Source organism: Belliella buryatensis, from assembly GCF_900188245.1.
GTDB lineage: Bacteria > Bacteroidota > Bacteroidia > Cytophagales > Cyclobacteriaceae > Belliella > Belliella buryatensis.
In genome coordinates, this window is record NZ_FZOK01000007.1 from 22976 (window position 1) to 48786 (window position 25811).

The 25811-nt window shown below is 35.8% G+C and carries 23 protein-coding genes; 12 read left to right on the forward strand and 11 right to left on the reverse strand.

The window, feature by feature from the left end; translation table 11 throughout:
• The first annotated feature begins 19 nt into the window (after positions 1-19).
• The 3 genes from CHB66_RS08375 to CHB66_RS08385 all read left to right on the forward strand — a co-directional run bounded on the left by CHB66_RS08375 (position 20) and on the right by CHB66_RS08385 (position 2533).
• The gene (locus CHB66_RS08375; protein ID WP_089240205.1) at positions 20-862 is read left to right on the forward strand and encodes a phytoene/squalene synthase family protein; all 843 of its coding nucleotides are present in this window, start codon (positions 20-22) and stop codon (positions 860-862) included.
• Between the two features lie 72 nt (positions 863-934).
• On the forward strand, positions 935-1780 hold the full coding sequence (locus tag CHB66_RS08380) for a 4-hydroxy-3-methylbut-2-enyl diphosphate reductase (protein ID WP_170932456.1): 846 nt from the start codon (positions 935-937) through the stop codon (positions 1778-1780).
• Between the two features lie 24 nt (positions 1781-1804).
• A complete protein-coding gene (locus CHB66_RS08385) occupies positions 1805-2533 on the forward strand; it encodes a fatty acid desaturase (RefSeq protein ID WP_089239913.1) in 729 nt (242 codons plus the stop codon).
• 51 nt (positions 2534-2584) lie between these two features.
• Here CHB66_RS08385 and CHB66_RS08390 read toward each other — a convergent pair whose 3' ends face one another.
• Genes CHB66_RS08390 through CHB66_RS08405 form a run of 4 tightly spaced genes read right to left on the reverse strand, consistent with a single transcriptional unit; the run spans position 2585 to position 8497 of the window.
• On the reverse strand, positions 2585-5998 hold the full coding sequence (locus tag CHB66_RS08390) for a CotH kinase family protein (RefSeq protein WP_089239915.1): 3414 nt from the start codon (positions 5996-5998) through the stop codon (positions 2585-2587).
• Positions 5999-6007: 9 nt separating this feature from the next.
• Positions 6008-6682, reverse strand: coding sequence for a DUF4956 domain-containing protein (locus CHB66_RS08395; protein ID WP_089239917.1), 675 nt, complete (start codon positions 6680-6682; stop codon positions 6008-6010).
• Positions 6683-6701: 19 nt separating this feature from the next.
• On the reverse strand, positions 6702-7415 hold the full coding sequence (locus CHB66_RS08400) for a polyphosphate polymerase domain-containing protein (RefSeq protein WP_089239919.1): 714 nt from the start codon (positions 7413-7415) through the stop codon (positions 6702-6704).
• Entirely contained in the window at positions 7412-8497 is a 1086-nt protein-coding gene (locus CHB66_RS08405) for an HlyD family secretion protein (protein WP_089239921.1), read from the reverse strand. The genes CHB66_RS08400 and CHB66_RS08405 overlap by 4 nt, the downstream gene beginning before the upstream one ends.
• 248 nt (positions 8498-8745) lie before the next feature.
• On the opposite strand from CHB66_RS08405, the gene CHB66_RS08410 reads away from it, so the two are divergent.
• Together CHB66_RS08410 and CHB66_RS08415 are read left to right on the forward strand one after the other, a co-directional pair.
• Complete coding sequence (locus CHB66_RS08410; RefSeq protein WP_089239923.1) at positions 8746-11151, forward strand: TonB-dependent receptor; 2406 nt, start codon at positions 8746-8748, stop codon at positions 11149-11151.
• 39 nt (positions 11152-11190) lie between these two features.
• On the forward strand, positions 11191-12333 hold the full coding sequence (locus CHB66_RS08415; protein ID WP_089239925.1) for a BamA/TamA family outer membrane protein: 1143 nt from the start codon (positions 11191-11193) through the stop codon (positions 12331-12333).
• Between the two features lie 7 nt (positions 12334-12340).
• Here CHB66_RS08415 and CHB66_RS08420 read toward each other — a convergent pair whose 3' ends face one another.
• Positions 12341-14035: a capsule assembly Wzi family protein gene (locus CHB66_RS08420; RefSeq protein WP_089239927.1), complete on the reverse strand. Its 1695-nt coding sequence runs from the start codon at positions 14033-14035 to the stop codon at positions 12341-12343.
• A gap of 2 nt (positions 14036-14037) precedes the next feature.
• Positions 14038-14700: a hypothetical protein gene (locus CHB66_RS08425; RefSeq protein ID WP_089239929.1), complete on the reverse strand. Its 663-nt coding sequence runs from the start codon at positions 14698-14700 to the stop codon at positions 14038-14040.
• 174 nt (positions 14701-14874) lie between these two features.
• Between CHB66_RS08425 and wecB the strand changes: the two genes are divergently transcribed.
• Positions 14875-15969 (forward strand): non-hydrolyzing UDP-N-acetylglucosamine 2-epimerase, encoded by a 1095-nt coding sequence (gene wecB / locus CHB66_RS08430; protein ID WP_089239931.1) that lies wholly within the window; start codon positions 14875-14877, stop codon positions 15967-15969.
• On the forward strand, positions 15966-16448 hold the full coding sequence (locus CHB66_RS08435) for a cupin domain-containing protein (RefSeq protein WP_089239933.1): 483 nt from the start codon (positions 15966-15968) through the stop codon (positions 16446-16448). The genes wecB and CHB66_RS08435 overlap by 4 nt, the downstream gene beginning before the upstream one ends.
• Position 16449: 1 nt before the next feature.
• Here CHB66_RS08435 and CHB66_RS08440 read toward each other — a convergent pair whose 3' ends face one another.
• On the reverse strand, positions 16450-16911 hold the full coding sequence (locus CHB66_RS08440) for a GlcG/HbpS family heme-binding protein (protein ID WP_089239935.1): 462 nt from the start codon (positions 16909-16911) through the stop codon (positions 16450-16452).
• Between the two features lie 106 nt (positions 16912-17017).
• On the opposite strand from CHB66_RS08440, the gene CHB66_RS08445 reads away from it, so the two are divergent.
• The gene (locus CHB66_RS08445) at positions 17018-18193 is read left to right on the forward strand and encodes a hypothetical protein (protein WP_089239937.1); all 1176 of its coding nucleotides are present in this window, start codon (positions 17018-17020) and stop codon (positions 18191-18193) included.
• On the opposite strand, the gene CHB66_RS08450 is transcribed toward CHB66_RS08445, so the two are convergent.
• Positions 18190-18663 carry a methyltransferase domain-containing protein gene (locus CHB66_RS08450; RefSeq protein WP_317045591.1) on the reverse strand — a complete coding sequence of 158 codons (474 nt, stop codon included), beginning with the start codon at positions 18661-18663 and terminating at the stop codon, positions 18190-18192. The two genes, CHB66_RS08445 and CHB66_RS08450, sit on opposite strands and share 4 nt — an antisense overlap.
• Before the next feature lie 12 nt (positions 18664-18675).
• Positions 18676-18858 (reverse strand): hypothetical protein, encoded by a 183-nt coding sequence (locus tag CHB66_RS17265; RefSeq protein WP_317045590.1) that lies wholly within the window; start codon positions 18856-18858, stop codon positions 18676-18678.
• 205 nt (positions 18859-19063) lie between these two features.
• Between CHB66_RS17265 and CHB66_RS08455 the strand changes: the two genes are divergently transcribed.
• On the forward strand, positions 19064-20437 hold the full coding sequence (locus CHB66_RS08455; protein ID WP_089239940.1) for an exopolysaccharide biosynthesis polyprenyl glycosylphosphotransferase: 1374 nt from the start codon (positions 19064-19066) through the stop codon (positions 20435-20437).
• 97 nt (positions 20438-20534) lie between these two features.
• Here CHB66_RS08455 and CHB66_RS08460 read toward each other — a convergent pair whose 3' ends face one another.
• Positions 20535-21446: a universal stress protein gene (locus tag CHB66_RS08460; RefSeq protein ID WP_089239942.1), complete on the reverse strand. Its 912-nt coding sequence runs from the start codon at positions 21444-21446 to the stop codon at positions 20535-20537.
• 124 nt (positions 21447-21570) lie between these two features.
• On the opposite strand from CHB66_RS08460, the gene CHB66_RS08465 reads away from it, so the two are divergent.
• Positions 21571-22122, forward strand: coding sequence for a 2'-5' RNA ligase family protein (locus CHB66_RS08465; protein WP_089239944.1), 552 nt, complete (start codon positions 21571-21573; stop codon positions 22120-22122).
• On the opposite strand, the gene CHB66_RS08470 is transcribed toward CHB66_RS08465, so the two are convergent.
• Entirely contained in the window at positions 22119-22607 is a 489-nt protein-coding gene (locus CHB66_RS08470) for a DUF6702 family protein (protein WP_089239946.1), read from the reverse strand. The genes CHB66_RS08465 and CHB66_RS08470 overlap by 4 nt on opposite strands.
• A gap of 94 nt (positions 22608-22701) precedes the next feature.
• Between CHB66_RS08470 and CHB66_RS08475 the strand changes: the two genes are divergently transcribed.
• Both CHB66_RS08475 and CHB66_RS08480 read left to right on the forward strand, forming a co-directional pair.
• Complete coding sequence (locus CHB66_RS08475) at positions 22702-23283, forward strand: HupE/UreJ family protein (RefSeq protein ID WP_089239948.1); 582 nt, start codon at positions 22702-22704, stop codon at positions 23281-23283.
• A gap of 48 nt (positions 23284-23331) precedes the next feature.
• Positions 23332-25650 carry a M1 family metallopeptidase gene (locus tag CHB66_RS08480; RefSeq protein ID WP_089239950.1) on the forward strand — a complete coding sequence of 773 codons (2319 nt, stop codon included), beginning with the start codon at positions 23332-23334 and terminating at the stop codon, positions 25648-25650.
• The last annotated feature ends 161 nt before the right edge of the window (positions 25651-25811 follow it).

Sequence of the window (25811 nt, forward strand, 5' to 3'; positions counted from 1 at the left end):
AAGTTGTATATTATCCATGATGGATGCAAAAGCTCTCTTTGACCAAACCACCTTTGAATGTAGCCGATTGATTACACAAAGGTACAGCACTAGCTTTACTTTGGGTATCAAAACACTCCATAAACAATATCATATGCCCATATATGCTATTTATGGTTTTGTTAGATATGCAGATGAGATTGTTGACACGTTTCATGATCAAGATAAAAAATCTTTGCTGGAACTATTTAAACAGGACACTTACAAAGCAATTGAAGAAAAAATTAGCCTTAATCCAGTTTTACATGCTTTTCAAATCATTGTCAATCAGTATAACATTGACAAAGATTTGATAGAAGCTTTTTTGCATAGCATGGAAATGGACTTAGATTTTAAGACCTACAACGATTCTAAATATCACGAATACATCTACGGTTCTGCTGAGGTTGTAGGGTTGATGTGCCTAAAAGTTTTCTGCGAAGGTAATGAGACAGAGTATCAAAGGTTAAAAGATCCTGCTTGTAAATTGGGAGCTGCATTTCAAAAAGTAAACTTTCTCAGAGATATCAAAAGCGATTATGAGGAACGTGGGAGGGTTTATTTTCCAGGGGTTGATTTCATGACTTTTGATAAGACTGCCAAAGAAATGATTGAGGAGGATATTCAAAAAGATTTTGATGAGGCTTTGGTAGGGATTAATCAATTGCCAATGGGAGCAAAAATGGGTGTAAAAGTGGCTTATTTATATTACCAGAAGCTCTTCGATAAAATCAAATCTTTGCCCCCCGAAACTATCACCCAAGAAAGAATTAGGATTCCCAATGCAAGAAAACTGTCATTGCTCCTTGGAACGTACTTCGGTATGAAGCTAGGGTGGGCTTAAATGTCATATTTTCTTCCATATATAGTGATTTAAGATATCGAAACATTTGAACAAGCTTTAAGTTAATAGCCTATGATGAATCTTCAAGTACATATAGATCAACACTCAGGATTTTGTTTTGGGGTGGTCTATGCCATAGAGATGGCAGAAGAAATCCTCGATGAGCAGGGTTATTTATATTGCCTTGGAGATATTGTTCACAATGATGAAGAGGTAAATAGACTTACTGCTAAAGGTCTCAAAATCATCAACCACGATGAATTACAAAACTTGGTCAATGAAAAAGTACTGATCAGAGCACATGGTGAGCCACCTTCGACATACGAGCTTTCTATCAAGAATAATTTAACGCTTATTGATGCAAGTTGCCCTGTAGTATTGAAACTTCAGAACAGAATCAAGAACTCCTTTGATAAAGAAGAAACAATCTACATCTATGGAAAGCATGGACACGCTGAAGTAGTAGGACTTTTGGGACAGACCAACAACAAAGCAGTGGTCTTCCAAGACATTTCTGAATTAGACATCTCATCCCTTCCTAAAAACCTGACTTTGTACAGCCAGACCACAAAAAGTACAGACAAGTTTTATGAAATCAATGAAATCCTGAAATCAAACGGAATCACAGTCAATACCAATGATACGATCTGTAGACAAGTTTCTAATAGGGATAAGGAATTAAGGGCATTTGCTGAAAAGTTCGATAAAATTGTCTTTGTAAGCGGTACCAAATCATCCAATGGGAAGGTCCTCTACAATGTGTGCAAAGAAAAAAATCCAAACACATACTTTGTGTCCAATCAAGATCAAGTGTGTCCAACTTGGTTTTCTACCAATGACACGGTGGGTATCTGTGGCGCCACTTCTACACCTATGTGGTTAATGGAACAAGTAAAAGCAAAATTGGATACTTTCTAATCAAGATTCTGCTTACCTTTATTTGTGTCAAAAATTATCAACCATACTTCTGAAATCGATCCTAAGGGAATTATCATAGCTGCTACAATAATCATTTTGTGGGCTATTTCTCTTGTTATTTTGCTATCTATTGAATTGAACTGGGCAAACCCACTCGTCTATTTAGGTATTTTGATTCAGGCCCATTTATACACTGGCCTTTTCATCACAGCCCATGATGCTATGCATGGTTTGGTTTCAAAAAACAAGAAGGTCAATCATGCATTTGGCTGGTTTAGTGCCATATTATTTTCATACAACTTTTACTGGAAGCTATTTCCAAAGCACCACGAACATCATCGATACGTTGCTACCGACAAAGACCCTGATTATCATGCTTCTGGCAATTTCTTTATTTGGTATTTGAGTTTTATAAGGCAATATGTTACGATTTGGCAAATTTTGCTTATGGCTGTGACGTTCAATATTTTCAAGCTCTTTCTACCTACTGAAAATCTAATTGTATTTTGGATGCTTCCGGCAATTTTAGCCACCCTTCAGCTATTTTATTTTGGAACTTACAGACCACACATGGGTGACTCTGACAATGAGCATCATTCAAATACGCAAGAAAAAAACCATGTATGGGCATTTTTAACTTGTTATTTTTTCGGTTATCATTTTGAACATCATGATTCTCCTGGTACACCATGGTGGAGATTATGGCAAGTCAAAGAGGAGAATCTGAATTTAGATAACAAAAAAGAATTATAAATCCATATCTTCAACTCAGTCCGAATATATCTTATATATGATTTAATGGGATCAATATTTCTTTAATACTTTGAATGATTCTAAAGAGTTTAAATAGACAATATTGACAATATAGAGTCCTGTTGCAGTGTTTTCCATATCAATCTCAACTTTCCTTTCAGAAATGGTGGCAATGTCTTTAACAAGCAAACCTTTTGAATCTATGATTTGAATGTATTTAACTTTTGTAAATGAATCATCATTAAACTCAATGTTAACTTTGTTTTCTATTAGAGTGGGAAATACTTTAATCTTAGATATGGGTTTTTCTGGGTTGATATTTGTTATAATATCCAGACTGCTAACTTCCGCTTCAATTGAAATATTATTTAATCTTACATTTCCTGAGTTAGATGTAGTATTGCCATCGAAATCAATCCTAATTTGAAACTCATCATTGTCCTCTAAATTTTCTATCCCCTCAAAAGGGATAAAGATTAATTTATAATCATTAGATAGTTTGAATTCATGTTTTGTTAACCCTTCAATTGTCCATTCACTATCAAATGAAGTTCTATATGAGATCAGGATTTTTTCAGGTCCATTATTAGTTCTAGAAGCTGCCATTGCGATGGATGGGTTTTTATATCCTCCTAATGGAGAATCTAATATCAGGTAACCAGTTCGATTATCAACTAGCAATGGATTTCTAATTCGAATGCCTCTCATATCTTGAAAGTCATAACCTAACCCGTCTGTAATCTCTGATTTAAAATTTATAACAGTAGGGTCGTTCACTCTATCCATTATTCCTAAAGTATTTTCAAAAGGATAAGGTGAAATTGCAGGGAAAAACTCTAAATTAAACGTCTTATCTTTTAAGGAATAAGTAACTGGAACAATTTTCAAAGGAGTATCATTCTCAATTTCATTATTAAAAAACCAATAGTGAAGTGTTGATTTATCATCTTGAAGAAGCTTTGAGAACACCGCTTTTACATTTGTGTTTTGTTCTAAGTGAACTTCTAAATTATCTTGGTATAAAGTTTGATCATTGATAATCCAATAATCAAACTTGAACCCTGGCAATGGAGTTGCTTTAAGGGTAATTGGTGTACTAGAGCTATAAATACCTTCAAATGGAAATATTTTGTTCCCTGGCCTATGAAGGTTTTCATCTAATCTTAAAGTATTTAATTCAACTTCACCCATCTCAACATCTGAAACATCCAATAGCAGTTTAATATCTGAGCCAAGCTTTAGTCCTGACCTTAGGAATCCTCTTTGAAGATTAGGTCTTGCTGTTGCATAACTTTTCAATTGATTCAAGGAGCTTCCATTAGAATTAATATTCTCTCGTGAACTTGGGTAATATCCCCAGCGGTCAAAATGATTTTCTAATTCAGGTTGGATTTTTGAAAAATGTGACTCTGCTATGCTATGAATCCTTTCGGGGTTAAAAGAGGTGTTTATCAAATCATAGAATCTATTGACGAATAAATTCTTAAAAGAGTCATTTTTCAATAAAGACCTTAGGAAAAGAGTTTTTTCTGGATCGTTAGTGGCAAATTGATTTCCCTTTCCCTCTGGATCAATCCAATTCACAAAAGTATCGAAACCAGCACCAAACCTTAAACTAGCATCAAAATCCCATACTATTAACCTAAACTTCCCATCTTCAAACGGGTTTGTAGAAATGTTTTTTGATTTCCAAAAGCGATAATGCTTATAACCATACCAATCTACATTATTGAAATAAACAAAGGCTATGACATAATCGATGTAACTCAATAAATCCAATTTGGAAGAAACATTTTCATAAACTTCATCCGAAGTAATATCTTCCTTGGTCACTAAGTTGTAAAGTGCTCTGTACTCATCTATGTCTCTGGGCTCTCCATATTCAACAAATCGGCTGCCACTTTGACCCCATGGAGCATTTATCATGATTACTTGATCTGGATCAACTCCATAATAACTGGCTAAATAATTATTATCAATACGATCTCTAATATTAGCGATCCCCCAATATTCTCCATTGAAGTACTTTACTGCAGGTCTACTATTTTGAGTTCCGATATGCATTTCCTTCATTACATGATGAATTACATCATCTGTGAGATAATCCATTAAGTCACCACCGTTTCTTAATAGAAGTCGCCTATATCCATTGATTTCTTCTCCTAACTTATTTTTGTTATTTGGGAAAATTGGATAATTGATTGTATTTGAGTTGTCATAATCTCTTCTTGCGTAAACACGAATTCCTTTATTGGGAGCTCTTCTTGCGCCTCCTCCATGTATTCTAACCCCTAAGTTTTGATTAAAAACTGATTTCTTATCTTCAAAAAATTCAAGATTGATAGGTCTTTCGAATAACTCTCCAGATTGTTGATAATTTCCTTTATTGACATAGCTAGTTTCTGTTCCCCCGTTTTCAAAAAATCTTCTGCCTGGGACAAAAATACCCTCTTCATAACTTAGGAAGTCATAATTGTCTCCAGTTATAGATATTACGGGCAAAAGATGGTTAATAGACGATAGTCCTTCTACAAAATATGTTTTTGTAATTGTTGGGCTATATTCTCCATTATAATATACTCTAGCTTTTAAGATATGAGCCTTGTTAATTTTTTTTGTGGGTTTTTTCCAATTAATGCCAAATTGGTTAAAATATGTTGTAATAACATTTGAGATGTCATTATCCTGACTCGACTTTTCATCGAACACTAGATTGTTTTCTAGTTGAAATGTTCTGTTATGCCTTTCAGTTAAATAATTGGGCTTATTCTCATTTCGAAAAAAGTAATTAAAATTATACGCTTTGGGATCAGAAATGTTTTCGTGAATTGGCTCTGACCCATCTAATGTGTATATTATTGAACCATTGGAATTTGGGTTTTCTAAGACCACATTTATAGTTCCATTGTACCAACCTGATTCTAGGTCTATTATTGGTGGATTTAATAAAGAAGAAATATTTCCTTCGGTATTTGAAAATCCTGGAGTTGATTTCGAAAATATAACAATTTCTTCTAATCCATCTTCAATCCTACCATAAGAGAAGTCCCTAGGAATTTCTAATGCAGGAATTTCATCAATCAATAAGCCATTTGCATCTGATAAGAAAATTTCTTCACCAGAAGATGAAATACTGAAATTAGTGTGGATTTCTCCATTTTTGACAAAATCCTTCCCAGAAGCCCAGATAAGTAAAAACCCATTAGCTTCTATTGTTGCCGACGGTATTCTCCATTTAGTAAGGTTATTCCTACTATCGGATAAATAATATCCTTCTAAATTTATTGAAGAAGAGGCACCGTTATATAATTCAATCCAATCACTAAATTCCTCGTCAATATCTTTAATAGTAGTGCTATTTGATGACATGACTTCGTTTATCTTGATGTTTTGACCATATCCGTCAGGTACTATTGTTAAGAAAATCAAGAGACTTAGAAATAATAATTGTATATATTTTTTCATAGCTTTAATTTATATCTCATCAAAAAACAAATTCACATTATTTACTCCAGGCATTGTTTTCAAATCCTTAACGAAAGTTGAGCCCAGCTTTTCATTTTTAAGCTTAATGTAATAAGAAAATTCAAGTTGAGTACCATACTCTTCTTCTTCACCTTTAATATTAATTAATTTTGATTTATAACAATATTTATTTAAAGTAGCTTGGAAAGGGTTTTCATTTATACCTTTTTCAGAACAATAAATCTGCAATAAAAACTCCTTCTGAGGTGGATTACTTGCATTAAGTTTACTTGTTATGAAAATTGCAAGACCAATTAATACTGTGCTAGAAAAAGTTACTGCATATAATCCAACTCCCGCAGAAAGGCCAATTCCGAGAGCGAAAAAGATAAACATGATGTCTTGGCTATCTTTTACAGCAGTTCTAAACCTTATGATGGACATCGCCCCAACAAGTCCAAATGCACGAGCTAAATTATTACCAATAACCATAATTACTAATGCAGTAATCATAGTGAGCATAATAATTGCGTTAGAAAATGTAGTGGAGTAACTTACTCCTCTGTAGGTAACTCTATAAAGTATTGCTATAAAAATCCCTGATATAAATGACACAAAAATATTTGTAATTGCTTCTCTTACCGTTAGAGAAAAGGAAAATATTTCTTGTAAGTTTTGTTCCATTTTGTTAGATGCTGAAAGGTTAAATTGAGCTTTCTATTCCTAATGCATATTTTGAAAGAGCCTCGTTTCTTAATCCAAACTCTTGTACAATCGCTCTAGCCCAGCTTGGCATTTCATTTTCAAAGTATTTTATTTCTAAAATAAAGCTTCCTCGCCATATACGTCTAAGTCCAACAACTCTAAACAAATTTCCAATCTTAGGTGATGGGTAATGTTTAATATTTTTATCAAATGTGATTCTTACACCTGAGTCAAATTTTCCATGATATGCTTCTCTTTGATAAACAATTAATGTCTTAGGCTTTAAGTTAAATTTTTCAACGTTAAATAAAAATCTTGTGGCATTTTCAATATTGATGTAATCAGTTTCTGAAAATACATCTGAAATTATCCCATTTTTAAGTAATTCTTTTGCTTTTGAAAAATCAAGAAAAGCCCTGTTTTTAGTAACTCTATCCTCGACTTTCCTTTTAATTTCTAATACAACTTTTGAATTATTATCTCCATATCCTCTAAGTCTAAACTTTTTTCTATCTCGCAATCCTTCGATTTTTTCAAAATATGAGTTTGTTTGGTAAGAATCAAAGTAAATACTTCTAACTATGTATTCTGGATATCCTCCAATATTTGAAGTATATGCATCAGGGATTAAAAAAGGCTCAAATCTAGCTCTTAGAGCATTTAGTTGACTCACAGGAACTAGATACTTTTTCTCATGCCTGTATTTTATCATCTTGAAATTGTTTTATATAGTAGCCTTTGCAGATATTCTAGAATTGAAATTTTTTCAGTTGAAATTTTCACTTCAGAAATTTCTCCTACATGATTGATTTCATTGGTGTTAAAAATAGCTGTAATGAAAAAAACTTGTTTTTGATTTATTCTATGGATGACGTTATCAATCTTTAATATTTCTGCATCCAGATTTTTACCTATTGATCTCAAATAGATATTTACAGGATTGTAGAAAGAAAGGTACTTTTTATCAAAAATATCTATTGGTACCAATGAAACCATTTGATCTTTTTCGTAAACAATAATTTTCATCATATCGGGAATATCGAAAGAGTTTTGGATCAAGTAACCATCAAATGGAGCTAATACTATAAAATTAGCTAATCTTTCTTGAATTTTTTTTATTTGATTTTCAGATTGAATTATTTTAGAAGCTATTAATTTTTCTTGCTCAGGTTTGTCACCTGTGATTGCTGATCTATATTCTGCATCTCTGATCAAAACCTCTATCTCCTTCAATCTCAATGAATTTTCTAAAACCTCAATTTCCTGCTTTGTAATCACAGAATCTTTAAATAATCTTAAACTCCTTTCAAATAGTAATTTCTCTGTATCTAGATCAATTTTTGCCAATCTTAATTTTTCTTGAGAAATATCTCGATCTTCTGGTTTCTGACCAGTGGTAAAAAATATCAATTCTGCTTTTAATACTTCAAGATTATCTTCTAATTCTTTTAATCTACGTTGCTCTTCATTTGAATTGACAAATCCAATTGTATCTCCAAAGGATACCTTATTATTGTCTATAAATTTTGAAGATAGTGTAAACTGAACAACATCACCTCGTGAAAACTCTGTGACGTTGAATGATGTGTTCAATCCCTTAATATTATCTTTAAAGGTTGTAATGAAATTCCCGTCAGTTGTTCTTGAGAGAGTCCACTCTTTAGCCGGAATAATCAAGCCTTTAGAATAAATTGTATATTCAATTGTAAAAAATTTCAGTAGTTGGAATGTAGCAACTATTATTATTGATAGGAGGATAATCTTAATTCCTAAATTTTTGTATTTGTAGTACAAGACAGACAGATTTGTTTAATCTGTAAATATATAGCTTAGTTATTTCAAAAAAAATGCAAATAAGTTTCAAAGAAGGTATTTAGAAGGAAAAGAGGAAAATAGTTAAAAATTATTTTATGTTGTTTTACTTATTCTTGCATATTAAAATGAGGTAATAGTTATCAAAATATGAATGACTGAACAAGAAAATGAAATCTTTTAAAACCTTTTGCTTTAAAAATAGATTAGATTTCTGTTAATCTCAGCCTATGAAACTTATATACTCGATTATCTGCTTTTTATTTATTTCTTTCAATACTCTTGCTCAAGATGGAGTCATCCAAGGAAAAGTCAAAAATCCAGTCAATAACGAGTCAATTCCCTTTGCAAATATCGTCATCACAGGAACTGATATTGGAACAGTATCTGACGAAAATGGTAATTATAAAATAGAGGGAATAAAACCAGGTCTCTATAATATAAGAGCCAGCTTCATAGGGTTCAAATCTAAGACTGTCTTTGAAGTACAAGTAACCCGTGCACGTGCCGTCCAGTTAGACTTTGAATTGGAGGAAGAAGCTTCAGATTTGAATGAAGTGGTAGTAAATTCAGAGTTTTCAAGGTCTGATGAAACACCACTTTCTGTCCGTAGGTTAAATGCCAACGAAATAGAAAGGTATCCTGGAGGGAATAGAGATATCAGCAGGGTGATTCAATCTCTTCCTGGTGTCGCCAGTACAGCAAGTTTCAGAAATGATATCATTATACGAGGAGGGGCTCCCAATGAAAACAAATTCTACATAGACGAGATAGAAGTCCCAGTGATCAATCACTTTGCCACACAGGGCTCTTCTGGAGGCCCTGTAGGAATCCTCAATGTGAACCTGATCAAAAATGTAGAAGTAATAACTGGTGGATTTCCAGCCAATCGAATGAATTCCTTGAGTTCATTTTTTGAGTTTGAGCTTAAAGAAGGTCGGAGAGACAAGATGTTCACCCAGTTGACAGTAGGTGCAAGTGAATTGACCCTATCAAATGAAGGTCCTCTGGGTGAAAAAACCACCTATTTGATCTCTGCTCGACGATCTTACTTACAAGGTTTGTTCAGACTTTTAGGCTTGCCATTTTTACCAACCTTCAATGATTTTCAATTTAAGACCACGACGAAATTTAACGATAAGACCGAGCTGACCTTGATCGGTGTTGGTGCTATTGATCAATTTGCCTTAAATTTCGATGTTCCAAATAATGAAACTGAAGAAGAAAGAGAGGAGCGCCTTTTTAGATTAGACAATCTTCCTATTTCTTCACAATGGAACTATGCTACTGGAGCTAAGCTGAAAAGATTCAGACAAAATGGCTTTTGGACTTTCATATTGAGCAGAAATATGCTCAATAATGAAGCATACAAATACCTTAATAACGATGAAACTGATGCTGCAAACTTACTTTTTGACTATACTTCTCAAGAGAGTGAGAATAAATTTAGAGCAGAGAACAGCATTTTTGGTAAAGGATATAGCTTGAAATATGGAGTCAATTATGAATTTGCGAGATACTTGATCAATAATTTTGATAGGGCTTCGCTTTCGCAAGATGGAGGTATTATCAATATTAATAACACAGCTTTTTTTAATAGCTATGGTGCTTTCATTTCTGGAACACGGACCTTTCAAGACGAAAGACTCCTGCTATCAGGTGGTATTAGAATGGACGGGAGTGATTTTGGTGTGACAGCTCAAAATCCCCTCAACCAAATCAGTCCAAGGCTGTCAATTTCTTATCAATTTAAGCCGAACTTCTTTTGGACGGCCAATGGAGGAATCTATTATCAAAAACCACCTTACACAGCCTTAGGCTTTAGAAATAATGAAGGGGAATTGGTCAATCAGCTAAATGATATCAGATTCATCAGGTCAAGTCAACTGATCACTGGAATTGAAAGAGTTCTACCTGAGAAAAACAGGAGATTTACGATTGAAGCATTTTATAAGCACTACAATAACTATCCAACCTCCGTCCGAAATGGAATAGCATTAGCCAATTTAGGAGCTGATTTTGGTGTAATTGGTAATGAACCAGTAGCTTCCAATGCTGAAGGCAGAGCTTATGGAATAGAATTTCTAGCTCAGCAGCGTCTATTCAATAATTTTTATGGCATTGCAGCAGTGACCTTGGTGAGAAGTGAATTTACCAATCCAAATACAGACGGCTTTATTCCTTCCTCGTGGGACAATAGATTCATTATCACCATGACTGCTGGGAAGCGATTTGGTAAAAACTGGGAGCTTGGTGGAAGATGGAGGTTTTTGGGAGGAGCGCCTTATACACCATTTGACCTAGAAGCATCTACTTTGAGAAATAACTGGGACCTGAGAGGTGCAGGTATTCTCGATTTCAATAACATCAATGGTCAGCGATTACAGTCATTTCATCAGTTAGATTTGCGTATAGACAAGAAATATTTCTTTGATAAATGGAACCTCAATTGGTACTTTGATGTACAAAATGCATACAATTTCAAAGCGCAACAACCATCCGAACTTATTCCCAATAGAAATCCAGAGGGTGGTATTAATATTGACCCTAATGATTCCAACAGATACTTGATTAGATCGGTTAGAAGCACAGCTGGGACAGTATTGCCCACCATTGGAATTATCATTGAATTTTAATGCTTGTATGAATAAGTTGAAGCCGTAACTTTGCTGCCAATGAAATACCTATCAGCAGCTTTTTTATGGCTTTTTTGTTGTCCTCTATTTGCTCAAGAGATTGATTCTTTGGATACCAATAAGCAAAAGTCAGGGATTATTGAAAAACTTTTTGATTTTGCAGACAATACTGTAGACCTTATCTCGGGAGAAAAATGGTCCTTCATTCCAGCCGTGGTTTATTCCCCTGAGACAAGCCTAGGCTTGGGCGCTAGGGCTATTAGAATATTTAGATATAAAGGTGACGTAGATCCATTCCTTCGACCATCTTCATTGCCAATTACTTTTTTGTATACACTGAACAACCAAGCCATTTTCACCACAGAATTGGAGCTTTGGTCCAATCAAAATAGAGAATATGTAAACGCGCGCTTAGAATTGACCGATTTCCCATTCAAATTTTATGGGATTGGGAATAATTTAGATGCCTCGAATGAAGAATTTTACTCTACACGATATATTTATTTCCACATTAATTATGAGCGTCAATTTTTAAAGGGGCTCTATTTGGGGCCAAGATATGAATTTAGAGCAGATGACATTTATAAAAAAGAAGAGGGTGGTATTCTCGACAATAACCTTGTAGCAGGAGCCAATGGGCAAAGATTATCAGGATTGGGATTGGTGCTAAATTACGACACAAGAGACAATATATTTCAACCAAAAATGGGTTGGAATAATAGTCTTTCTTGGATGAGTTTTCGGTCTGTGTTTGGCAGCAATTTTACTTTTGACCAATATGTTATAGATATTAGAAAATACATTAATACCTATAAGAATCAAGTTTTGGCAATACAAAGTTATTTAAGTTTCACTACAGGACACCCTCCATTTCAGCACATTTCTCTGATTGGAGGGAGTGATTTGATGCGTGGGTATTTTGAAGGAAGATATAGGGATAATCACGCAATCGTTCAGCAGTTAGAGTATAGACTTCCTGTTTATCGCAATTTTGGATTAGTGTTTTTTGGAAGTGCTGGTCAGGTAGCGGATCGCTTCAGCAATTTTGGCTTAAATAGAACCCGATATGGCGCTGGCTTTGGTTTTCGCTACCGACTCAATCCTGATGGGCTAAATATCAGAATTGACATTGCTTTTGGTGATCAAAGAGCCTTTTATTTTGGATTGAATGAAGTGCTTTAAACTTTTATTATTTTAAAATATACGAAATTCCGAATCTTGCCATAAAATGCTGCCTATCATCTCCTGGGACAAAGTATTGATTAGGATCATTTTCAAGGAACCACTTGTAATTCCAAGTATTGACATACTGGACACTTCCAGAAAGTAGGATGTTTCCTATTTTCCAATCTGAGAACAATCCAGGAACTAGATCAATGTACTTTCTTCTCCAATCTCTAACTTCCTCGAACATGTAATAATAAAAATCATTGTTATAGACAATCCTTTCAAACTGAAAGCCTATCCTATTGAAATTTTTCACCCAAGCTACTTCCATCCAGTTGACATTAGCAGCTGGCCCATAGCCCATGCCTAATACTTGACCTTCATGGGTATACCCATGTCTCACATGATCATGGATATACCAAGTATCAAGGTTCCGAATGCTTTCCCTAATTGTCTGGCCAGTTTGGGTCATTTCTGCGCTAAGTTGGATGTATTGTTGAGGCTTCTTCAGGGTAAATAGATTACTGAACCCAAAAGTAAAACCTCTATTGCGCTCGGGGGTAATGATAAAATCATTGAATCTTCTAGAATTGCCATTGGTTCCATATTCCCCATAGAACTCAAAATGCCCCTCCTGACTTACCCAGCGGAAGAACCCTGAACTGAACTGCTGTCTTTGTTCTCTTTTGGGATTGAATACATTGGCATTTGCCTTTTCCCCATTGAAAATTGGCAGATAATCACTGAACCGATCCATATCTACTCTGTACATATGGTTGGTTGAAGCATACCCGATAGAAAGACCAGGAACCCATTTTGGTTGATAGGTCAATATCATACCCGAAAGGTATCGATCACCATTTTCTCTTTTGGGTACAAATGCATGTGTCTGTTGTAAGCGGTGATCTTGGTGAGGTAGGGGAAAATCAGAGCCATTTAAATGACCTGCTATGATTTGTCCTTCAAAATGGCCTAATGGGGTTTCTACTGGATTGCGGGTGTTAAATGTCAAGTGAGTAAATCCTGGCGCATTATTACTCAAGAGAAGAGAAGACCTCCTAGCAGGTCCCCACCAAAGATTCTCGGTAGATATTCCAATAGAAAAATCACCTGGATTAAATCGGAAACTTGATTGACCAGGAAGAAATCTCCTATATGGTCTGTCTCCCATTCTTTCGGGTAAATCGATCCTATTGAGGTGTTCATAATAAAAAAACAAAACTCGACCATAATCCCTTGGCATGCCTACGAACTCTTGGTTTTGGGCAACAATTAGCTCTGGTTGAACCTGAATACTAAACTTACCATAACTAGCAAAAAAACCCATCCTATACAATGACTGCCAGCCTTTATTTGGTATCATCGCACCATCATTGATACCAAAGCTCAATTCAGAATTGTACTGACTCTGAATCGAGAATGGCATCAAAAGAAAAGTGCCTTGATTCTTTTTACCAAATTTTCTATTTACCACCGATGTGTCATAGTCTTGAAAAGTACTGTCCAAGTCGATACCTGAATAGCGATCGAAAGCATCTAATGGATATAGAGGACGAATTGAAAAAGAATTATTTCCGGAAATCTCTCCAATCAATTGTTTTCTTCTCAAATACTCATCAAAGCCTGGGGTATTTAGCGGAAGTGTCTGTGTAAAGGCAAAAGTTCCGAAGCCCTGCAAAGCCAATATACTAAATAGTGTTTTAATAAATCTTCTCATGATCAACTAACTTCCATTGCACTAATTTCAATTTTTGATATTGACCAACTTTCATCACATAAAGGATTGCGTGCATTCAATTGTAACAATTCGTCCCCCATGGTAAGCTTTACATCTTTGCCAACATGTGGGATAATTTTTGTGACTCGATATTTTGTTGTACCGGAATTATTAGGCCCTGTATTACATCTTCCTACAGGATATATTCGGACTGAACCTGTTTTTGGTAGATTTTGTCTAAAATATTCTTGTGGAAATGATTGTCTCAAACAAAAGCTATTGACACATGGTGTATTAGAAAAAGTTGTTCTATAAACCTCTTTATCATCAATCTTAAAATACCAAAAGTCTGGTCCTGAAACACCATCATCCACATTACCATCCCAGCTATCATGCGCTAATACATCTATGGTTACTCTAAGTGCATTATGTGGTGGAAGATCTAGAACTCGTACTTTTAGTTCTTCATTATGATAAAACCCAGCTACAGTATCACCTTGAAACACAAACAGCCTTGCATTGGTAAAGTTCCTAAGATCTAGGGTGTTGAAATTATTTGAATAAATAAGTGTCTCGCTTAAAAGCTCATCGACACAGGAACTTGAAGTAACTGTCAAAAAAATGAAAGTAATCAAAATATTAAATAGTCTCCTGACTTCTAGCATTGCATTAAATGTAATTTCTAAATAAAAGTGAAATTCACTTTTTTTAATTATTGACCTACAAATAAACGAAATAAATCTGCAAAATATCTTATTGGGAAAGTTTATTCACTAGTTTATGCCTTTGTAAAGACTCTGGATTATCTCTAATTTAGCTTTTTGTATAAACGAAAATCTATGGTGAAGATTACTTTGGTAGCTGGTGCTAGACCGAATTTCATGAAAATTGCCCCGATTATCCACAGCCTGCAGCGTCATATCACTAAAGGCGCCAAGCTGAATTTTAGGTTGGTACACACTGGTCAGCATTATGATAAAAAAATGTCAGGTGATTTTTTTGATCAATTGAATATCCCTGAACCTGATGCTAATCTCGGAGCGGGTGGCGGTTCTCAAGCGGAACAAACAGCCGCAGTAATGATTGCTTTTGAAAAGGAATTGCTGGCAAATAAGCCAGATCTAGTGATTGTAGTTGGTGATGTGACTTCAACTTTGGCTTGCTCGATCACAGCCAAGAAGCTTTGCATTGACGTGGCGCACGTGGAAGGAGGTATTCGATCTGGTGATTTGACCATGCCAGAAGAAATCAATAGAATGGTAACCGACAGTATTTCTGATCATTTTTTCACCACCTCAGAGATAGCTAATCAAAACCTGCTCAACTCAGGAGTTGCCCAGGAAAGAATCCATTATGTGGGAAACACCATGATTGATACCCTCTTGGCAAATAGGTCAAAATTCACAAAGCCAGAAGGAGAATTGTTTGACGCTTTGGAAGCTAAAAAATACTTCGTACTCACGATGCACAGACCTGCCAATGTAGATCAGGAAGGGCAACTCAAAGCAATGATTGATGCAATTATTGAGGGAAGTCAGAATATGCCGATTTTTTTTCCTGTTCATCCTCGAACAGCCAAGAGCTTGGAAAATCTTGGGATAACCTATTCTAACTTACATATGGTAGACCCTTTAGGCTATTTAGAGTTCAATTATTTGGTAGAAAATGCCTTTGCAGTGATTACTGATTCTGGAGGAATTACCGAGGAAGCAAGCGTGATGAATGTGCCTTGTTTGACTTTGAGAGACAATACAGAAAGAGCTGAAACAATTCATTTAGGGACAAATGAATTGGTAGGTACAAATCCTCAAAACTTAGCACCTTTTATGGGAAAATTAATGAAAGGGAAATGGAAATCCTATCAAGGAATCCCTCTTTGGGATGGAAAGACAGCTGAGAGAATAGTAGGTAAAATTTTAGAAATTTACGGATGAGTAAAAAAAGAATAGAGGAGCTTGTTGCTCAATTGGATTTAAACCCACATCCAGAAGGAGGATTTTACAAAGAGATATACAGATCTGATTTAGGAGTTAACACTGCTTCTGGAGAACGAAGTATCATGACTTCAATTTACTTTTTGCTGACCTCTGAGAATATTTCCAAATTTCACCAGATCAAGAGTGATGAAATGTGGTTTTATCATGAAGGATCACCATTGACGGTGCACATGATTGATGAAAGTGGGCGATATGAAAAGATAAAAGTTGGTCCAGTAGGTGAAGAAAATAAGCCCCAACAGATGGTTCCTGCAGGAGTGATTTTTGGGTCTACAGTTGATGAAACTGATTCCTATGCACTAGTTTCTTGTGTAGTCGCTCCAGGATTTGATTTTCAGGATTTCAAGTTGTTTGAAAGAGAAGAGCTTTTGAAGAGATTTCCCGAGCATGCTGAAATCATCGAGCAATTGACCTAGATCACATAAATCCCGCTGCCTTCAATGCTGCTTCGGCGATGATGCCATCTTGGGCAGAAGTCACTCCTGAGATGCCAATAGATCCAATGATGCTTCCATCCTTGAAGATTGGAAGGCCTCCTTCCACGGCTGTGATAGGCATGGTGGTCAAATGAACAGCTCCACCTTTGATCATATCTTCGAAGACTTTTGTAGGACGCTTGAATTCAAATGCAGTCTTGGCTTTCAATTGAGCGACTTCTATACTTCCGGTTTGTGTGCCATCCATTCTTCGCAGCAAAATCAAATTTCCGCCTTGATCAAGAATAGAAATGACCACATTCCAGTTTTCAGCCATGGCTTTCTCCTGAGCTGCATCAGCAATTTTGTTGGCATTTTCCAGATTGAGATAGGGCTGGGTCTGTGCTTGGACCAAAGTAAATAATGAAAGACCGAGTAAAAGTGTAGTGAAAATATTCTTCATGATGTAGAGGGTTTGATAATTAGAATTCAATTTCAGAATTAATTTCTATTTATGAAATAAAGACCACTTTAGTTGATTTTTAACTAAATAAGAAATAGGTTTGATTATGAAAAAACTCCTTTTGCTTCTTTTGATTTCTCCTTTCATCATCGGTATTTACTCCTGTGGAGGAAGTTCTTCAAACTCTGATTTAAATAAAGAATTCGAATTTGTAAAAGTTGATTCCTTAGTCATTGATATTTTGAAGACTGTCCATATTCTGGACTATCATCATGAAAAAGAATTGTATTTAATTATTCCTCAGATGAGTATGGAGGGAAGGTTCATGATCATTGACAAAGAAGGACAAATTGTGGCAGAGAATACACTAGCAGAGGGGCCTGATGCTTTTGGGTTGATAACTGCTAGGGTTGGTTTTGTAGGTGACGAGATCATGGTGGTTACAGAAGGGAAGACTTATGTATATGATCTCAATCTGAAAGTTCAAAGGAGCTTTCCATTTGAGCAAGGGATTCGGTTTAGGTTGATCAATTTCACTCGAGATAATTTAAGCACTTTCAAAACCAAAGATGGGAATATTTCTGCCGTCGTGAATATGAATGATGAATTTTTACAAACTTATCCAGTGGATTATTTTGATACCCTGAATATGGTTCATTTGCAGAATGTCAAGACAGGCGAGATTAAAAAGGGTGGAAAAATTGATGAAAGCAGTGCTTTCAAGCAAGGAGTTTTTATTCCTTTTATGGATAATCCTATCTACTTTTCTGATTTAAATTCTACTTCAGTTTCTAGTATGATTTGGGGCGATTCCATTTTGTATCAAATGGATCCTAATGACAATTTCAAGATTGTCAATAAGATCAACTTGGAAAGAATCACGCCTAATAGGTTGATAACTGTTCCTCTAGAAGAAGCTACAAGAGCCGCTGTTCAAGAGCATAGAGGAAACAACGTCAAATTTGGTGGAGCTTTCTTTGAGATTACAGGTTATGGTGATGAAATATTAATTGGCTATAGAACAGGTTCTGATCCAAATATGGTTTTTGAGAATCCAAGTGAGGAGCAGCAGAGGTTAGAAACAGAATCTAGAAAAAAATACTATTTCTATATCAAAGATGGAAAGCAAGTTGGGAAACCTATTGAATGGAATTTACCAGGGAAAATCCAGCTTAATGTTGGCCCAAATCGCTATCTTCAATATGGCGATCAAGCCGAACTACATGATTTTGAAAAAGACTATCAATGTTATTACATCTATGAATTGAGGGAAAAATCCTAAAGGTTGTGAGCAACAAAGGACTTGTTCATTCCCAAGAATTTTTCTTTGAATAATGTTGCTCCTGGAAAGAGTTTCAACATTTCCTTTTTAGATAGTAATCTGATTTCTTTTAAATATTGCTTGGCTTTCTCTGTCCTCCAACGGTGAAGTCGACTGAGCTTGGTTTTGGTCAGAATAGTGTACACCAATTTGTCTGGAAGATACTGGGCAAAGGGTAGTGCATAGTGAGCCTCTACAGGAAAATGCCTATTGGGTGTTTGGATGAAGAACTTCTTTCCCACTCGCATGCATTCTTTTGCCATTTTCTCTTGATTCTCGAAAGTGTAAAGGTGCTCTATCACAGAATTTGAAAAAACCAAATCAAAAGAGTCATCCTCATATTCTGACAAGTCGGTAGCATCACCTTTGACTGCTCTAAGCTGTGGATGTCCTGTTTCTGAGGCATCTAAGTTGAGTAAAATGATTTCTATCTGGTACTTTTTTTAAAAATTTTTGTCTTTCCAAAAATAAGCTGTTCCTCCAACATCTAGTATTTTTAGCTCAGAACCGATGGGAAAATTTTTTTCTATCAAGGTTTCAAATACAAAAAAGCGTCTATGTCTGAACTTATTCCCAATAGATTCTGGATTGTGTGAGGCGTCCAATAAGTTTTTCAATTTCTTCATGTTCCGATCAGCCTGATTTATTGGCTCAAAATATATTTTTAATTAACAAATTAATTACCTCAAAAGTAATACTGCTTTGTAAATCTTTTTTAATTTTACGACCAAATTTAACTATTTGAAGTTTAAAATTCAGATAATCCAAATAAGATTGAAAACTCTCAGTACTAGTTTCCACGTATTTGGACAAAGGAATTAAAAGATTTTTATGAAAAGACGTTTTCACAAATATTTCCCATGGCTTTTTGTTATAGGGGATTTATTAGTTCTAATATTGGGACTTACACTATCAGTGGCTTTATTTAGGTACTTCATTGGCTATCCTGAAGTTACTGTAAAATTGTTTGCTTATTTTATCTTTTTCTGGTTGCTCATCTCGGTCGGAAGAAGAGATTACAAAATTGGAAGGACGACTGAATTAGGTTATACTCTAAAACAAATCCCTGAGTCATTAATTTGGCTGGTGGGATTGATGGCTATTTTCTGGATTCCAACGCAAGAGCATCCCTTAGGCATATTTTTCCTGGTAGGGGTAGCTGTTACTCTGGTAGTTTTCTTAAGTATTTACAGAGTGAGCGTGCACTTATTACTTAAGCAGTATAGGATACAAGGGAAGAATTACAGAAACGCAGTTATCTTAGGAAGAAGTAGCGCTAGCAATAAACTTGCTCAGGTATTCAAACAAAGAAGAGATTTTGGGATCAACTTTTTAGGGTTTTATGATCAGCTTTCCACCAATCATGTTAATTCACGTGGAGCATTAGAAGCCTTCTTTGAAGAAGCTGAATCGCTCGATTTGGATCTTGTTTATCTGAGCGAAGATTTAGATGCTCTAACTATGAGGCAAGTGATGGATTATGCGGATGAAAGGTATTTCAAAGTAAAAATCATACCTAATGGCAACCTTCAACTTGAAAAGAATTTGTCTTTTTCAAAGTATGGAGAGTTTTTTGTCATCAATGTCAACGATATTCCTTTGGACAGTATTCCGAATAGAATTCTTAAAAGGTCTTTTGATATTGTTTTTTCTTTATTCGTTACTGTATTTATACTAAGTTGGATGATTCCATTGGTGGGCATTTTGATCAAATGGGAATCTAAGGGGCCAATATTCTTTATTCAAGAAAGAAATGGAGTGAATAATGAAGTATTCAAGTGCTTGAAATTTCGCTCTATGACTCCAAACGATTATGCAGACACACAGCAAGCAACCAAAAATGATCCTAGAGTAACTAGAATAGGGTCATTTCTTAGAAGGTCATCCTTGGATGAAATGCCACAGTTTTTGAATGTATTGTTTGGAAATATGTCTATTGTTGGGCCTAGACCACATACCATTCCTATGAATCAAAATTTTCAATTGCAAGTAGAGAAATACAATTCTAGACATAAAATCAAACCAGGTATCACTGGACTTGCTCAAGTAAGAGGTTATAGAGGAGAGATTGAAAACCTTAGACAAATTCGCTCTAGAGTGAGACTAGACTCCTTTTATATTCAAAATTGGTCCATTTGGATGGATTTGAGTATTTGCTACAAAACTATCGGAGAATTGTTGTACAATAGAGAAAATGCCTATTGATTTTAATTCTTTAGACATAGACTCTTGTTAAGCTAAAAGAGAAATAGAAAAGGCTTTCCTCTCGAAGGAAAGCCTTTTCTATTGATTACTTCTAACTTTATATTTTTCTAAGTGCATCTAAGAAGTCCATGGTCTCTCCTTTCTGTTTGAAGATGATCATCGGGATTTCATTATTGACATGAACGAGTTTTTCGGCTGTGCTTCCTAAGAGAATAGCAGCAGAATTGGTACGACCTCTACTCCCCATCAGGATAAGGTCGATGTTTTCACTTTTGGCTGCTTGTAGAATATGACGGCCATCATTTCCATTTTGCTTGAGTACAAACTTACATTCGAAATGCTTTAAGCTATTCTTCTTTTTAAATGTCTCACAATCCTTCCGAGCATTATCTTCCAAAATCTTAGCAAATTCCTCGTAGGATTTACCTGTTTTGTAGTATCCTATTGGAACTTCATAGATATGAAAACCAAGGATGTTTACATCTATTTTGGCCTTCAATGCTTCTGCAAACTTGAAGCACATCAGAGAATGACCTGAAAAATCCAATGGAACCATGATATTTTGGGGCTTTTGAATTGGCCCTTTTTCTGTCAAGAACAGTACTGAGCAAGGCGCTTTTTGAGCCATGGTTTTGGCTAGGGAGCCACTACCTGGCAACTCGTCTTTTCTGCCCATTATGATCAGGTCTACATCTTTGATTTTCGCTTGTCGAATAAATGTCTCAAAAGGGCTTCCTTCGAGGACAATAATTTCAGCTTCTATTTTTGGGTCAAGACCAGATGTAGAAATCAAGTTTTTTATTTCAGACTTGAGAGACTCGTCTAATGGAGCTAAAAGATCAGGGTAATTTTTTCTAATGTCCTCTGGAAGTGAGAGGTCTTTGGCAACGTGCACAAAGTAGAGTTTTTCAAACCCAATGGTCTCAGAGATATAGGCAATTTTTTTTAGGAGGATTGCATCCATTTCGGAAAGGTCCAATCCTATCATTGCTTTTTGAAATTTGCTCATAGTCTGCTTTTCTGTCTTAGTTTGTCTGTATTTCCTTCTGAAATTTAAGTCTCAAATTCAAAAGTATTTGATTATAATACCAATTTCGGTCTTGTCAGCCCGATTTCCAATATATTTGTGGCAAATGGCAAAAATTATCAGTAAATATTTTATTGCATGGGTTCCCTCTGAAAAACTATGTGATCAAGTTCATCAACTAAAATTAAACCTTAAAGATACTTTTGGGTTGAAATATGCCCTAAAATCTCCTCCCCATATCACGCTAAAAATGCCTTTCAATTGGAATGAAGCCAAGGAGGATATATTGCTTGAAAAATTAAAGGGATATGCTAAAAACCTGAAGGCGTTCTCTATTCAATTTGATGGATTTGGTCGATTTGGAAAGCGGGTCATATTTGTGAAGGTAAATGAAAATAAAGACTTGATAGCTTTACAAAGCAATTTGACAACTTTTTGTAAAAAAGAATTGAAGCTAGTGTCTGAGTTGAGTGACCGAAATTATCACCCACATATGACCATAGCATTTAAAGATATCAAGGAGAATGAATTTGATTTGTATTGGAAGGTTATTTCGACTTCTCCTATTCAAGCAAAAGAAGATTTTGGAAGTATTTCATTATTGAAACGTAAAGAGGGGAAATGGGGAGTTATAAATAGAATCGATTTTATGTTTTAAAACTTCAATAAACCTGAAGTCCTATCCTTGTATAGAATCAGGCTTTTAGGTTTTCTATCAATGTAAAAATTAATCAGGTTTTGTTGCTCAGCAAATTCTTTGACTAATAACGAATTGTTGATTTCTACTGTCATTGGGATTTCAACTTCTTTTCCCTCCAGGTAAAACCAAGCCGCATCTTCTTCTATTTCATAACCCAAATAGTCTAACTTGACACGTTTACCATTGATGGTAATTTGATTGTGGGTCAGAAGGTATTTTTTGATCATATCTTCTAATCTACTTGGAGAGTTAGGATTGATAAAATCTACTTTGGTGTCAAAAGTCCTTGAAAGTCCCACTTCAAGGTCATCCCAGAAAATCTTTTGGGCAATCTCAATCGATTTTTCAGTCTTGTTATAACGGATGTCAGTCAGGCTGATGTAAAAGGGGTGAGCTAAAACCTTCCATCCCAGAATTAATATGAAAATATAATTATAGACCATTTGAAACCCTGTTTTCTACTTTTTGTGCAAATTATGCATTATACTTACATTCCCGAAAAAGCAGTATAAATTAATTTAATTCCATAAGGCAATTATGAGCCAATTTCAGTTGTATTTTGAATTAGGATACAAACACATTTTAGATTTAAAGGGCTTTGATCATATTCTATTTGTGATCGCTCTTTGTGCTATTTATTTAGCTAGAGATTGGAAGAAAATCATCATACTAGTGACTGCATTTACCATTGGACACTCCATTACCCTAGCACTCGCTACGCTCAATGTGATCAAAGTAAATTCTGATTTGATTGAGTTTTTGATTCCAGTGACCATCGCAATTACTGCGCTAGCAAATATTTTCAAACCAAAGCCTAGCAACAGCAGGGGCATACAATTGAATTATATCTTCGCAATTTTCTTTGGTTTGATCCATGGCATGGGTTTCTCCAATTACCTCAGGTCATTGCTTGGAAGAGAGGCTTCTATTTTTCAGCCACTCCTCGCTTTCAATATAGGTCTTGAGGTGGGACAGCTGCTGATCGTTGCCTTGTTCCTGTTGGCTTCATCACTCTTAGTAGGCCTGATAGGGGTGAATCGTAAAGAATGGACTTTAGTGATTTCCGCAGTGGTACTAGGGATGTCAATCATGATGATGATTGATACCAAGTTTTGGTAAAATATTAATTAACTTGTAAGCATATTGTCTAGTAAAATAAAATAACCTATGAATAGAATATTTACACTAGTAATCCTTGGCTTAATGGTGACTTTTAGCGTAGATGCACAGAGAAACCATGCTGAGAGATTTGAGCAGTTGGGAACGATGTTACGTTCGCCAAATGTATACAGAACTGCCTCTGGAGCCCCAGGTCATATGTATTGGCAACAAAAAGCTGATCACGAGATCGAGGTAGAGCTTGATGATGAAAAGCAAGCGATCAAAGGCTGGCAGAAGGTGACTTATTACAACAACTCTCCAGATCCACTTACCTACCTTTGGATTCAGTTGGATCAAAACGAGAGAGCGGCTGATTCTAGAACTCCTAAGATGGCTCAAAATAGCATCAATGCTAGAATGAATATGCGACAAATCGAAAACATTGTGTGGCATGACCAAGACTTAGGCTACAAGATCAACAGTGTGAAAACCATGGGAGGTGATGACCTCAAGATTACCATCAACAATACCATGATGCGTGTGGATCTTCCCCAGCCTTTGAAAAATGGCGAAACTTTCGAGTTTACCGTGGACTGGAGTTTCAATATTCACGATAGAATGAGCTTTATCGGTGGTCGTCCAGGATATGAATACTTTGAGAAGGACGGCAATTACCTCTACACCATGGCAGAGTGGTTCCCGAGAATGGCCGTTTATTCTGATTTCGAAGGCTGGCAAAACAAAGAATTTGTTGGCAGAGGTGAATTTGCCTTGACCTTTGGAGATTATAAAGTGAAAATCACCGTGCCTGCAGACCATATGGTAGGATCAACAGGAGTGTTGCAAAACCCAGAAGAAGTACTTTCAGCAACAGAGCTTCAGAGATGGGAGCAAGCTAAGAGGTCTTTTGACAAACCAGTGGTGATTAGGACTCAACCGGAGGCAGAGAAACTGGAAAAAGGAAAATCAAAAGATAAAAAAACTTGGATTTTCCATGCAGAAAATGTGAGAGACTTTGCATGGACTTCTTCAAGAAAGTTCATCTGGGATGCAATGGCAGTGAAGCAAGGTGGTAAAGATGTCATGGCCATGTCTTACTATGGTAAAGAAGGTAATCCACTTTGGGAGCAATATTCCACAAGAGTTGTAGCTCACACGATCAAGTCTTACTCAGAGAAGACCTTTGATTATCCATATCCAGTAGCGATTTCTGTAGAAGCTAGCAACGGTATGGAATATCCGATGATTTGTTTTAACTACGGAAGACCAGATGCTGACGGTACTTACACCGATGCAGTGAAATACGGAATGATCTCAGTGATTATTCATGAAGTGGGACATAATTTTTTCCCTATGATCGTAAATTCTGATGAGAGACAGTGGTCATGGATGGATGAAGGTCTCAATACCTTTATGCAGTTCATGGCAGAACAAGAATGGGACAGAGACTATCCATCTAGAAGGGGACCTGCTCACAAGATTGCGCCTTACATGAGAAGTGATCAGAGCTTGCTTGAGCCGATCATGACCAATTCTGAGAATATCATCCAGTTTGGCCCAAATGCTTATGCAAAACCTGCGACAGCTTTGAATATTCTGAGAGAGACTGTCATGGGCAGAGAGTTGTTTGACTTTGCTTTTAAAGAATATTCCAAAAGATGGATGTTTAAGCATCCTACTCCTGAAGATTTCTTTAGAACCATGGAAGATGCCTCAGGTGTAGATTTGGATTGGTTCTGGAGAGGTTGGTTCTTTGGGACAGACCCTGTGGATATCTCTATCGAGCAAGTGAGTTGGTATAAATTAGACAATAGAACTCCTGCTGAGAAAAAAGCCGATGCAAAAAAGGCATTTGATAAAGAAGAATCTTATGTTTCTAAAACCTATAATGCCAAAGATATCGAGCAGACAGTGGTAGAAGCTGACCCCGCGACTAGAGACTTCTACAATAGCTACAACCCATTCTCTGTCACTCCAGATGATGAGAAAGCATACAAAGATTTCATGGCAAGGTTAAGCCAACAAGAAAAAGACCTGTTGAACAGTGGCTTAAACTTCTATGAGATGAAGTTCAAAAATGAAGGTGGATTAGTTATGCCTTTGATCATTCAGTTCAATTATACTGATGGTACATCTGAAGTGGATAGAATTCCTGCTGAAATCTGGAGACTCAATGAAAAAGAAGTCACTAAAGTGTTTGCCAAGAAGAAAGAAGTCAAAAATATCGTACTTGACCCATACAGAGAAACAGCAGATATTGATGAGTCCAACAACTATTGGCCAAGAACTTTCGCCCCTAGTAGATTTGAACTATTCAAAAGTGCAGGCGGAGCAAGAGGTGTTTCGAACGGTGATAACCCGATGAAGAGGGCTCAGAAAAAATAACTTTCTACCCTAGATTTTCTAAATCTATTTTGATTGGGAATTACAATTAAAAAAACCTGGTAAAGATATTTATCAGGTTTTTTTAATCATTTATAGCTAAGGGCTGTTAAAAAGGAATAAATCTATAGCACAAAAATGAGGACAGTCAAAAATCTTAATCG

Bases quoted from the DNA above. Each gene is read 5' to 3' on its own strand.
- CHB66_RS08480 (WP_089239950.1), top strand. From the start codon at position 23,332: ATGAATAGAATATTTACACTAGTAATCCTTGGCTTAATGGTGACTTTT.
- wecB (WP_089239931.1), top strand. From the start codon at position 14,875: ATGGTGAAGATTACTTTGGTAGCTGGTGCTAGACCGAATTTCATGAAA.
- CHB66_RS08410 (WP_089239923.1), top strand. From the start codon at position 8,746: ATGAAACTTATATACTCGATTATCTGCTTTTTATTTATTTCTTTCAAT.
- CHB66_RS08390 (WP_089239915.1), bottom strand. From the start codon at position 5,998: ATGAAAAAATATATACAATTATTATTTCTAAGTCTCTTGATTTTCTTA.
- CHB66_RS08435 (WP_089239933.1), top strand. From the start codon at position 15,966: ATGAGTAAAAAAAGAATAGAGGAGCTTGTTGCTCAATTGGATTTAAAC.
- CHB66_RS08380 (WP_170932456.1), top strand. From the start codon at position 935: ATGATGAATCTTCAAGTACATATAGATCAACACTCAGGATTTTGTTTT.
- CHB66_RS08460 (WP_089239942.1), bottom strand. From the start codon at position 21,446: ATGAGCAAATTTCAAAAAGCAATGATAGGATTGGACCTTTCCGAAATG.
- CHB66_RS08440 (WP_089239935.1), bottom strand. From the start codon at position 16,911: ATGAAGAATATTTTCACTACACTTTTACTCGGTCTTTCATTATTTACT.
- CHB66_RS08415 (WP_089239925.1), top strand. From the start codon at position 11,191: ATGAAATACCTATCAGCAGCTTTTTTATGGCTTTTTTGTTGTCCTCTA.
- CHB66_RS08400 (WP_089239919.1), bottom strand. From the start codon at position 7,415: ATGATAAAATACAGGCATGAGAAAAAGTATCTAGTTCCTGTGAGTCAA.
- CHB66_RS08375 (WP_089240205.1), top strand. From the start codon at position 20: ATGGATGCAAAAGCTCTCTTTGACCAAACCACCTTTGAATGTAGCCGA.
- CHB66_RS08455 (WP_089239940.1), top strand. From the start codon at position 19,064: ATGAAAAGACGTTTTCACAAATATTTCCCATGGCTTTTTGTTATAGGG.
- CHB66_RS08420 (WP_089239927.1), bottom strand. From the start codon at position 14,035: ATGAGAAGATTTATTAAAACACTATTTAGTATATTGGCTTTGCAGGGC.
- CHB66_RS08425 (WP_089239929.1), bottom strand. From the start codon at position 14,700: ATGCTAGAAGTCAGGAGACTATTTAATATTTTGATTACTTTCATTTTT.
- CHB66_RS08395 (WP_089239917.1), bottom strand. From the start codon at position 6,682: ATGGAACAAAACTTACAAGAAATATTTTCCTTTTCTCTAACGGTAAGA.
- CHB66_RS08475 (WP_089239948.1), top strand. From the start codon at position 22,702: ATGAGCCAATTTCAGTTGTATTTTGAATTAGGATACAAACACATTTTA.
- CHB66_RS17265 (WP_317045590.1), bottom strand. From the start codon at position 18,858: ATGAAGAAATTGAAAAACTTATTGGACGCCTCACACAATCCAGAATCT.
- CHB66_RS08470 (WP_089239946.1), bottom strand. From the start codon at position 22,607: ATGGTCTATAATTATATTTTCATATTAATTCTGGGATGGAAGGTTTTA.
- CHB66_RS08465 (WP_089239944.1), top strand. From the start codon at position 21,571: ATGGCAAAAATTATCAGTAAATATTTTATTGCATGGGTTCCCTCTGAA.
- CHB66_RS08445 (WP_089239937.1), top strand. From the start codon at position 17,018: ATGAAAAAACTCCTTTTGCTTCTTTTGATTTCTCCTTTCATCATCGGT.